Origin of the sequence: Microbacterium sp. (assembly GCF_031179285.1) — a bacterium.
In the GTDB taxonomy this organism is placed as follows: domain Bacteria; phylum Actinomycetota; class Actinomycetes; order Actinomycetales; family Microbacteriaceae; genus Microbacterium.
Genome location: NZ_JAPSHY010000048.1, coordinates 1 through 10,578, shown reverse-complemented (window position 1 = coordinate 10,578; position 10,578 = coordinate 1). Strand labels below are relative to the sequence as shown.

General features: G+C 63.2%; 7 protein-coding genes and 1 tRNA gene. 4 read left to right on the top strand and 4 right to left on the bottom strand.

What is annotated here, in order from left to right; all coding sequences use genetic code 11:
• Positions 1-103 precede the first annotated feature (103 nt).
• Positions 104-694 carry a TetR-like C-terminal domain-containing protein gene (locus tag RIN18_RS16750; RefSeq protein WP_309105128.1) on the bottom strand — a complete coding sequence of 197 codons (591 nt, stop codon included), beginning with the start codon at positions 692-694 and terminating at the stop codon, positions 104-106.
• A gap of 290 nt (positions 695-984) precedes the next feature.
• Between RIN18_RS16750 and xerC the strand changes: the two genes are divergently transcribed.
• The 4 genes from xerC to RIN18_RS16730 all read left to right on the top strand — a co-directional run bounded on the left by xerC (position 985) and on the right by RIN18_RS16730 (position 5,388).
• Complete coding sequence (gene xerC, locus RIN18_RS16745) at positions 985-2,271, top strand: tyrosine-type recombinase/integrase (RefSeq protein ID WP_309105127.1); 1,287 nt, start codon at positions 985-987, stop codon at positions 2,269-2,271.
• 358 nt (positions 2,272-2,629) lie between these two features.
• Positions 2,630-2,830, top strand: coding sequence for a helix-turn-helix domain-containing protein (locus RIN18_RS16740; RefSeq protein WP_309105126.1), 201 nt, complete (start codon positions 2,630-2,632; stop codon positions 2,828-2,830).
• Positions 2,831-3,331: 501 nt separating this feature from the next.
• Entirely contained in the window at positions 3,332-4,396 is a 1,065-nt protein-coding gene (locus tag RIN18_RS16735) for an AAA family ATPase (protein WP_309105125.1), read from the top strand.
• Between the two features lie 152 nt (positions 4,397-4,548).
• On the top strand, positions 4,549-5,388 hold the full coding sequence (locus RIN18_RS16730) for a hypothetical protein (RefSeq protein ID WP_309105124.1): 840 nt from the start codon (positions 4,549-4,551) through the stop codon (positions 5,386-5,388).
• 313 nt (positions 5,389-5,701) lie between these two features.
• Here RIN18_RS16730 and RIN18_RS16725 read toward each other — a convergent pair whose 3' ends face one another.
• From RIN18_RS16725 to RIN18_RS16715, 3 genes are all read right to left on the bottom strand, one after another.
• Positions 5,702-6,622 (bottom strand): hypothetical protein, encoded by a 921-nt coding sequence (locus tag RIN18_RS16725; RefSeq protein ID WP_309105123.1) that lies wholly within the window; start codon positions 6,620-6,622, stop codon positions 5,702-5,704.
• Positions 6,623-7,237: 615 nt separating this feature from the next.
• A complete protein-coding gene (locus RIN18_RS16720) occupies positions 7,238-9,949 on the bottom strand; it encodes an ATP-dependent RecD-like DNA helicase (RefSeq protein WP_309105122.1) in 2,712 nt (903 codons plus the stop codon).
• Positions 9,950-10,303: 354 nt separating this feature from the next.
• Positions 10,304-10,379, bottom strand: a tRNA-Arg gene (locus RIN18_RS16715).
• Positions 10,380-10,578: the final 199 nt, after the last annotated feature.

Below are 10,578 nucleotides of genomic sequence, written 5' to 3'. Positions count from 1 at the left end.
CGCAAGCGCTTGAGGAGCGCATCCTTGTCAGCCGCGTAGCCGGGCGCCGAGTGGTCGATCATGGTGCTGCCATCATACCCCCGCGGGGTATGCATGACAAGGCTCAAGCGACGGCGCTCGAGACCTCGGGCGAGGCCCAGCTGCGCCAGATCGCCGCGAGCAGCGCGTCGAAGAGCTCGTCCGCCTGCTCGTCGGGGTAGAGCCCGAGCAGCTCGAGCGTGATGAAGCCGTGCACGGCGGCGAAGATCGTGCGCGTCGCGGTCGCCGGGTCGCCGTGCAGCGTGCCGGCGTCGATCGCGGCGGTCACGGCGTGCAGCAGGGGGTCGGTCGTGCTCTCGCGCGCCTCGCCGACGGCGGGCGAGTCCGCGCTCCGCCCGAACACGACCTGGAACATCGCGGCGTGCTCGCGAGCCCAAGCACGCATCGCGTGCGCCAGCGCGGGGATGAGCTCGGCGGGCTGCTCCGCCTCGACGGCGTGCTGCGCGTCGACGAACGAGCGGGCGGCGCGCACCGTGATCGCTTCGACGAGCTCGCCGCGCGAGCCGAAGAGCGAGTAGACCGCCGAGGTCGAGGTGCCGACCGATGCCACGAGCGGGCGCAGGGAGAAGTCCGGGCCGTCGACTGCCATGAGATCGGTGGCAGCTTCGAGCAGGCGCTGGCGCAAGTGCTCGTCGTGGAGGCGAGGTCGTCCCATGCGCAAACCCTATGTGCTTTCGTGATCACGACCCGATGCGCGTGCCGTGTGTTCCAGCGGCGCGGGGTGTGTGTTTCGTCGACAGCGGCTGCCGGTGCCCCCAGCAGGATTCGAACCTGCGGCCTTCTGCTCCGGAGGTACTAGCTGAGGTTTCTGACTGTAGCTCGAAGGGCAGGCGTCGGCAAAATATCGAGAATCTCGCGGCGCTTGACCCCGCAAGCGCTCGGGAGTGCTCGGGCGCTGTAAGGTGGTCTGGATACCGAAGTAGATACCAGCCAGGAGGGTCCGCGGTGGCCGAGAAGCGGGGACGGACGCGCGAAGGCACGCCCAACGGGGAGCCCAAACCCTTCTGGAACGCGAGCCGCGCGAAGTGGGAGCTGCGAGTGACGCTTCCCGCCGACGAGTCAGGCAAGCGTCGCCGCAAAGTGATCCGCGACAGGACCAGTGCGCTTGTGGTCAAGAAGCGGAATGCGCTGCTTCGTGAGCTGGAGGAGCGAGGCGATCTCCCAACCCGGGACATGACGATCAAGGAATACGCCGAGCGCTGGCTGGAGGAGCAGCGAGAGGGTGATCGGCGCGCCAAGACCTGGATCGAGTACGAGTCGGTCACCCGTCGCTACATCGTTCCCGACCTTGGGCATTGGGCGCTGGCTGCACTCCAGCCCGCGACCGTGAGCAGGTGGCTCGCGCGCATCTCTCGAACGCCCAAGACCAGCGGCAAGGGTGCGGGTGTCGAACGGGTGAGCGTTCATGTCGTGAAGTCCGCGCGCAAGGTGCTGTCGGCAATGCTATCGAGCGCCGAGCATGAAGGGCTCATCGCACGCAACGTCGCTCAGAAGGCGATCATGCCCTCCGACGCGCATGTGAACGCCCCTCGTGACGCGCTGACCGTCGATGAGGCCCGCGATGTACTGGCTCGCCTCTCGCGGTCCGGTGATCCACTCTGGACCCTCTGGGCTGCAGCCATGCTCTCCGGCATGAGAGCGGCGGAGCTGGCGGGGCTCCGCCGGGTAGACGTGACCCCGGACGCAGTGCATGTGGTCAACCAGTTGCAGCGATTCCCCTACATGCACGGCTGCGGCGGGACGTGCGGCATGAAGCGGGCGCACGCGTGCCCCCAGGCCCGGATCCGAAAGCCCCGTGGGCTCGCGGTGGAGCAGATCCACGGCGGGCTCTGTCTCGTCGGCTACACGAAGACCCAAGCCGGGACGAGGACCATTCCGAACTACGCACCGCTCCGAGCTGTCCTCGACCACCAGATCCAGCGCGGCGTATCCGAGAGCGGCCTCCTCTGGGAGCGCGACGGCAAGCCCATCGATCCGAACGACTTCTCGAAGCTCTGGAACCAGCTGGAGCCCACTCTGCAGATCGACAAGCACATCGTTCCTCACGCGATGCGGAACACCGCTGCTGGCTTGATGTTCACCGCCGGGGTGCCCGAGCACGTCATCCTCAATGTCCTCGGCCACACCGAGCTGGCGATGTCGCGCTCCTACGCGCGCCAGGACCTGCGAGCGCAGGCCGACGCCCTAGAGGCCATCACTCGGATGCTGGAACCGGCTCCGACCCGCGCGTAGCGGCGATGGCCGCGCGACACGCCGAGCGCACGGGGGCGCGCGAAAGTTTTTTTCGGATCCCTTATTAGCCGCTGGTAGCCGCTAGCAGCCGCTCGCGGCAATTCAAGCGCGCCGGACCGGCTCGAGGGGGCTCAAGTCGGCTTGACGACGCCGCGCAGTTCCGGGAATGCTAAGGGATATCAGCGGTACACCGATGCGGGCACCGAAATCCATCCTCTCGCTTATAGCTGCGTGACAGACCTATTAGCGAATCGCGCAAACCCACGACCCCTCGCTACTTTCATTCGCTCTCGCCATGAGGGACGATTTGTAGAGCTCATTAACGGTCGACAGCTTGCATTTCAATGAAAGGCAAACCATGACTGAGACCGCCGACGCCGCGGGCACTGACTACGAGAATCCACCCGTCTGGCGCACGATCCCGCAGGTCGCTGCTCACTACGGCATGGGAGCTTCCACCATCCGACGCTACATCGCGCAGGGCATCTTGCCTGCGCACCGATTCGCGCGAAACGTTCGGCTCGACCTGCGCGAGGTGGACCGTCTCATGAAGCGCTGAAGCGTCCTTCCTCAAACTCGCGAAAGCGGGGGAGTGGCTCCCACCATGCTCCCCCGCGGGATCGAACACTCCGTAGCTATTTCGACTCGACGCGCCGATCCGTGCACTCAGCATAACAAGCGTGTCGAGCGTGAGAAGAAAGAAGATTGAAGATGTATGCAGCTGACGTTGCTTTCTTCGGACGCCCGATCGGGCGGCGTTCATGAGCGCTCGAATCAACGCGGTGCACGTCGACCTGCGAAGGTGCACCGCGTTCCGTGAGCAGCACGCTGCCGTTGCGGCGTCCATGACTGGCGCGCCGCTCGGAACCCGATGCGTGCTGACACTCGGCAGGGCTACCGCCCCTCCACCTGAGGGCTGGCTGGTGCGGTCAATCATGCGCACTGGCTACTACTGGGAACTGGTCGGCGACCGTGACGCGTGCGAGCGGTGGCTGGCTCAGTACCGATACGAAATGGCGGTGTGCGCTGCCGCTGTGGATCGAGCACGACGGTCTGCAGAATGAGCGACAGGTACGCCGTCGTCACGTCTCTGGCAGACGTGCGGATGCGGAAGCTCAAGTGGCTCTGGCTCGATCGCATCCCCACCGGCGTTATCGCGATGCTGGCGGGACGCGGTGGCGAGGGCAAGTCCACATTCGGGCTCTGGCTTGCGGCTCAACTCACCCTCGGCGCTCTACCCGGCGAGTACCAGGGGGTCCCCCGAAACGTTCTCTACGTGGCGTTCGAGGACGACGCAGCCGCGATCGTCAAGCCCCGCGCACTCGCTGCGGGTGCTGACACCGCCCACATCCAGATGCTGGCCATCCGTCGTCAGGGCTACACCCTCGACGCCGCACCATCGCTCCTGCGCGATCTAGAGCTGATCGAAACCCAGGTTCGGGCTCTCGACGCTGTCGCCGTCATCGTGGATCCGCTGTCCAGCGGCCTCAACGGCATCAACCGAGATCGCTCCTCCGAAGTCCGACCCGCTCTCGACGGCATCGCCGAGATGGCCGCGCGCACAGGTTGCGCCGTCATCGCGATCGCGCACTTCAGCAAGGGAGGCGGCGATGTGCGGGACAAGATCAGCGGTTCACATGAGTACGTCGACCGCGCTCGCGCGGTGTTGGTCTTCGCGACCGACGAGGACGGCTCCAAACTCATGGAGCAGACGAAGGGCAACTACGGACGTGGCGACCTGCCGAATGTCGCGTTCGCGATCGAGCCACACGAGGTTGCGGCTGACGGGTGGTCGCAGGAAGTCGGTGCGGTGCGCATCATCGGCGAGACGTTCCGAAGCGTGGGAGACATCATCAATGCCGACCTGGGTGACTCTGCTGAGGAACTCAACGAGGCTCAGGCCTGGCTCATCGAGCACATGCGCGAGCAGGAAGCCTACGAGGCGCGAGCCGGCGATGTGATCAAGGCGGGCCGAGCAGCGAGCTTCACCGATCAGCGCGTGAAGGACGCTCGACGCCGATTCAACAAGCTGCCGCCCGGTGCTCGGCAGAACCAGACCATCGGCACTTACAAGGCCGCCGGGTGCTGGCTCTGGCGACTGGAGCCGGACTCGGCAGCCTCCTGACGCAAGGCGGCAAGAGGGCAAGACCGCATACGTGATGTGGACCCACGCGCCTTAGCCCCTGCCCTCTTGCCCCCTTGCTCCCTTGAGGCCCTGCGGGGCACCAGACACGCGCCCTCGCGCGTGCAGCACTTAGAACAAAGGACACCGACACTATGACCCACTTCAACCCCAACCCTCGCGCCTTCGCCGGGCCGAGGATCAGCGACCAGATGCGTGCCATCGATGGCGTGTACACGACGTTCGGGCTCGCTGTCCCGGACCGCAACGCATCCGCCATGCGTGAGCTGCTGGCCGCTGTGCCCAGGCCGGAGGATACGTATCGCGAGTTGCTAGCGGAGGCGCCCGGGCGCAAGAGCGATGCTGACTTCCTCGAGCGCGCAGCGGCTGAGCTGGCGCGCGGCAACAGGATCCGCGACGCGGCCAAGTGGCTGCAGGACATGCATCGCACCGGAGAGGCCGAGAATGTCGCGGAAGCACGGAAGGCTGTTCTCGAGGCGATCGCGCCCGAGTTCGCGGCGACTGTGAAGACACTCACAAACGCCCTGGGCGGACTGGACCGCGACGAGCCGCTGAGCACAGACCGCGCGTTCCAGCAGGACGCAACACGTGAGCATAAGGCCGCGTGCCGTGCTCTGGCTCGCCTCGCGACCTTCGCCGCCCTGCGCTGCGGAAAGCTGAATGAGAACGTCACGGGTCTCCGTGCCGCCGCGGCGAACGCCCTCGCGGGCATCGTGGACGTGCCGCAGCCGCGCTGGATCGGCCCGGATGGCAGCAAGCAGACAAAGCCGCAGCCGGGATCCAAGGCTGAGCCACAGAATGGCGTGGCTCTCGCAGTGCTCGATGCATACTTGTCTGACCCGGACGGCGCGATCATCGCGATCGCACGCGGTGACTTCCCGGGTGTCACCCTCTCGATGGCCGACTCCGCGAATCGGTTCGAGGATGCGATGCGCGGGGTCCCGGAAGCGAGCATGTTCCAGCGAATCGGCTGATCCCACAGGCGGGCGGCGAGCCGAGTCGGCGGACCGCCCGCTTCCTGCTGGCCGACATCGGATTGGCCAATGAAGAGCGACATAAGCGGCCACCGCCGTCATCGACGCTCGCGCGGCGTTGCGCGAGCCGAATCGTCGCCCCCGGAGAGCCGCCTATGCACACGCGATGTGTTGAGCAGAGAGCGCAGGCTCTCGCTCACGTCGGCGAGAACTGCGGCCATCTCGCGTCGCGGCGCGACCTGGGACGGACGGAGCGTCCGTGCTGCTCTCGAGTCGCATCCGCGAGACTCCAAGCAGTTCACGGCGTCCCGGATCAGGTCGGCGAGTCGGCTCGGATTTCGCGCTGGGCGGCTCGAACGTGGGCGCGCGCCAATGACAGCGTCAGCGCGAAGCCGGGAAGCTTGGACCACTCAACCGAACGCAACTGAAGGTTCACACGCTCGCCTCGTTCACGTGCGCGCAGGTCGTTCAATCGGAACAGATGAAGTCGAGCGCGATCCTTGGAGTAGTTGCGAATCACCGCCACTATTGTCGCGAAGGCGTCTTCAAGGGCCTCCGCTTGCGAGAACAACAGCCACATGAGCGCCTCATCGTGGAGCTTCTCAACGTGCTCGATCGCTGCTAGAAGGTCAGCGCGCGGGTTCCCCGGGTCCAGCTGCCGCAGGCCTTCGAGTCCGCGTACGCGGCTCTCCGCGTACAACCGCTCAACGTCGATCTCATAGCTCTCGATGTGCTCATCGTCTTCGCCGAGCTTGGCACCGGCGTAAATGTAGGAGTGGGCGTTGCCTTCATGCTGTGACACGTTCCGCAGCTCGTGGATGAGCCGATAGTGCCAGTCCTCTCGGTACAACCTGCGGAACCGCGCTCGCGTCGCGTCGCCGTTGCCGAAGCGTTCCTCCTTGCTCTCCATGTCTGCCCGCAGGCGGGAGAACGAACTCAGCCAGGCGTTAGTCGCGGCTGCTATCTGCCTGGCAGTCGCGGCGGACGCTCGTCCGCCTGCGTCAGCTTGCGCCTTGAGGCTTCCTAGTAGGAGCTCAGCGGCCCTGGCGAACTCATCGGAGAACGAGTCCGGCTCGAACGCCTGGACCAAATCCAGCGCAGCCTGCACGCGAGACACCTCGTCAGGGTCTGCCTCTTCCCCGATCTCCATGTTTACTATGCCGCTCGCGTCTGACGACACCGTGCCGAACGCCCACCGGTCCGGCTCGCGATCGGCCGACTTTGCCTCAGTCATGTCTCGCACTCTAGCCAGGTCGCAGATACATGGAGGGGGGCACCCACCCCCCACCCCACCCCTCGGCGCGCGACCGGTTCCCGTTCTGCTGCTCGCGCTGCGCGCGAGTCTGGGGGGAAAGACGTGGAGTCACATCGGGTCACACCAGAGAGGAAACGCATGGAAACGAAATGGTGCAGGGTATGCGCCCGCATCTTGTCTGGAGGCCGTCGAATCTGCGAGCGCTGTCGATCCCGGGAGCGACGAGGGAAGCGGCCAGCTGAGGCGGAGGCACGCCTGCTGTGCTGCGCCGGTTGCCACAGGACGTTCGCGGTGCCGTTTGACGTACCTGCGGGCAAGAGCTGCTCAGCGGCGTGTGAGTCGCGACGACTCGAGTGGGCGGCCCGCAACGCCGAAGTGCGTGAAGCTAGACAGGCATGGGAAGCGCGTGAACGCTCGCGCCAGTCGCCGCCGACCGAAACGCCTGGCGGCGCGGATGTGTCGAGTGCCCCCGTCTTCGAGCAGAGACTGGTGCGCGAGATCGACCCAAGCGCGCCCTGGACCGCACGAAAGGTATGGCGACTCGTCGAGGTGAAGTAGGAACTATCCAAAGCCGCCGAGAGTCGTACGTGTGTCCTACTTCACCGGCTTCAAGCCCCGGCGCTTCGCAAGAAGCTGGACGTCCTTCGACAAGTCCACGCTTTGCAGCTTTGTCAGAACGGCTTGCTGAGTTTCAGGGCTCCACAAGACCTGGAGTCGATCCTTCGCGCGGGTCACAGCGGTGTAGAAGACGCTGTGAACAATATCGTCCTCGTTCGCTTGAGTGACCACAACCTTCACGGACTCGTATTCCAACCCTTGTGCTTTATGAATTGAGACGGCGTAGGCCACCTGGAACGGCACGGTGTTGTTTGACGAGTCATCGTCTTCGTCGCTGGTGTCGCGATCGTAAACACTAAAGCGCACCGTTGAATCTCCGAGCCATTCCAGCTCGTCGCTCTCGATATCAAACTCTGAGATAGCGCGTTGGAGCTTCACATCAAACTGCGCCCGGTCAGCGAAGCGCTCCAGGCCAACAATGCGGCCCTTCAGATTGTTGTAGATAACGCCGCCGAAGCGATCAGTGTCCCCGAATAGAATCGGGTCCCCGACCTTGTATGTGGCGACGCCCCAAGTGATCGCCGCACCCGGATTGCTACTTTGCATGAAGCGATTGATATTGTTGATGCCGTACAGACCGTCGTAGTTCAAGCAAAGAATGATCTCGTCGTCGTCATGACGGGCGAAGAGGGAGGCATCGAGGTTCGTCGAGTATCCGCCGTGCGCCATTGCCTCGGCAATGTCGTCATCGACATTACGAACCTTCTCCCAAAACTCGCGAAGATCAATGTTATTCGTTCGATACGGCGTAGTGAGTTCAAACACAGCCGTCTTAGGGATGAAGCGACGTATCACGTTGAACCAGTTGCCGAACTCAATAGATGCGATCTGGAAGACGTCTCCAACCAGAACGAGAAGCTTGAACTCGGTCTTCGCCAAGACGTCGATCAAGTCAGCATTGCTGACGGTACTACTCTCGTCAATAACCAAGAGGTGATACGACGGCTCCGCTCTGCGTCGCAGAATCTGGCTGGTGATCGTTCGGAACGTCGATCGCTGCGCGCTCACTCGTCGCTTGAGGTTGTCTTTGGCCGGGTGGGTGTGTGCGAGGAAGAGCTTACGCTTATCATTGAAGTAGCTGGCTATATGGTGGACCATGGTTGACTTGCCAGTGCCTGCAGCTCCGTAGATCAGCGCGACATGCGACTCGCTGAGCAGATCTCCCATTGCAGCGCGCTTGACCTCGTCGTCGATGGCTCCGGGGTTCTCCTCCAGCCAGCTCTCAACCGCCGCAGCGTATCCGTCGATCCCGGAATCAGCCATCGACTGAAGCTTCTCGATGATGGTGACCGTGTCGTCCTCGTATCCCTGAATGAACACGTGCCCCATGTCCTTGACCAAGGACCGGCGCAACCTATGCGTCTTGTAGAGGCGCGCATTGTGGGTTGAGACTAGTTGATCGACGTCTTTGAACGCATCGACCTTGAGCAGATCGGCCAACGGGGTGTATAGAATCCCGTGGTTCTCGACGTTGTTCTTGACGACGCGAGCCAAAAGCTCGTGAGTTCTCCCCGTAGCGTCCAAGCTTTCCGCCAGATCCCAGTACATCGGGTTGTGAAGCACAAGAGACGTACAAAAGGGCATCTCTTCGAACGGTATGCATCCGAACTTGAGGTGAAGGTTGGACAGCTTGTAGCACTGGTCTTCTGACCATTGCGGCTTCAACACCTGATTGCGCATGCGGAGCAGTAGGTATCGAACGACGTTTGCGCCGGGACTCTTGTTTCCGATCAGCTTGCGGGCTCGGTCGAGAGTCGGGAATATCTGAGGCTTCTGAATGCGAGCGATGGCGCCAGCGCGGATTGCGTTGTAGTCACTGTTGGGTGCATCCATGAGGTCAAGCAGACCCTTGTCGCGAGCCGTCAACTCGTACATAAGTCGCTGATACTCCGAGCTGTCCGATCGAACCTTCGTTTCGGCGCCAAAAATCCGTGCGAGTGCGTCGAACTCGCACGGACGGATTGAGATCGCCCATTCCCGGATAAGGGTGATAGGCATCGTCTCACCGAGCACCTCGATGGACGCACTTTCGAGCGCCAGCGTGGCCGCGTACTTGTCGCCCACCTCAAGCTCGGTGAAAGCGATAATGCGATCGGCCTTGTTTGCTTTATTGTGCGCTCGGTAGAAGGTCACTTCGTAATACACACGTCCGTCGACAAAAAACGGGCGAGTCTTATGCACGTAATAACGAGTCCGCTGTCCTTCGGGCAAGGGCCTTAATGCAGCACCCTCAATCTGCTCCGCGATCTTGGCTTGATATTCTTGAAGAGCTGGGTCAAGGTCGATCGGGAAATCTTCGAGGTTAGACAGAGCCAGGATCCCACACTCGGTCTTCAACGTCTCGCGGAGTCGCAGCATGAAGTCTAGGTACTTGAGCATTAGACGTTCAGACGTGTTGCTATCCATGGTGTAATGCGAGGCGCTGATCTGGATCAACTTGTGGAAGCGGTGAAGGAAACTGATCCTCTTGTTACCCGAGCCGACGAAGGCGAGCGCGGGAGCGACCGCCTTGTAGGCGAACGGCGCTGTGCCGACGCCGCTGTGAAGCCTCACGGCGACGGCTTCGATGAGGTTGCGCGTCTGTGCCAGTAGATTCTGCGACAGGAGGCCACGTTCTTGCGCGAGCTGCTCGATGTTCGCCGTGATGACCTCGTCGATGCTCTTGATCTGCTGGTCGACCGTAAGCATGTCGGCCCTCTCGCTGGACGGGACTTCGCCAACGAGTCGTGGCAAGCCAATGCGGCTCAACGTACCCCGCTGCCGAGAAACGGCAAAGCGCCACAGTTGGAGACGCGCAGCGCGCTAACCCAGAACGCCGGGTAGGTCGTCGCCATCACGCGGGCGCTCAACATGCGGCGGTGCGGTCTGTTGGCCGCAGTTCCGGCACCGGGTGTCATAAACCAGTGCGCCGCAGCGCACGCAGCGCTGATCCAGCGCATCGAGCGGGTCGAGCGTCTCAGCCATGGGAGCAGCTCCAAGGGAGCCTGGCTACCAAAGTAGATACCATCAGACACCGTCGCTCGCGCATTTCCGCGGAATAACTGGTGCCCCCAGCAGGATTCGAACCTGCGGCCTTCTGCTCCGGAGGCAGACGCTCTATCCCCTGAGCTATGGGGGCCGGGCTGCGCGAGGCAGCGGCGTTCAATCTACCACCGAGGCGGCTACGAGAAGAACGCGCCCCAAGCGAGGCCGGCAGCACCGCCGGCGAGCATGCAGGGCCCGAAGGCGAGATCCGATCGCATCGAGGCCCGCCTCGCGGCGACCATGGCAAGGGCGACGAGGGAGAACACCAGGAAGCCGGCCGCGATGCCGTAGAG

What these genes read in the sequence shown, in the direction of transcription:
- RIN18_RS16750 (WP_309105128.1), bottom strand. Translation starts at nt 694, where the DNA reads ATGGGACGACCTCGCCTCCACGACGAGCACTTGCGCCAGCGCCTGCTC.
- RIN18_RS16740 (WP_309105126.1), top strand. Translation starts at nt 2,630, where the DNA reads ATGACTGAGACCGCCGACGCCGCGGGCACTGACTACGAGAATCCACCC.
- RIN18_RS16735 (WP_309105125.1), top strand. Translation starts at nt 3,332, where the DNA reads ATGAGCGACAGGTACGCCGTCGTCACGTCTCTGGCAGACGTGCGGATG.
- RIN18_RS16730 (WP_309105124.1), top strand. Translation starts at nt 4,549, where the DNA reads ATGACCCACTTCAACCCCAACCCTCGCGCCTTCGCCGGGCCGAGGATC.
- RIN18_RS16725 (WP_309105123.1), bottom strand. Translation starts at nt 6,622, where the DNA reads ATGACTGAGGCAAAGTCGGCCGATCGCGAGCCGGACCGGTGGGCGTTC.
- RIN18_RS16720 (WP_309105122.1), bottom strand. Translation starts at nt 9,949, where the DNA reads ATGCTTACGGTCGACCAGCAGATCAAGAGCATCGACGAGGTCATCACG.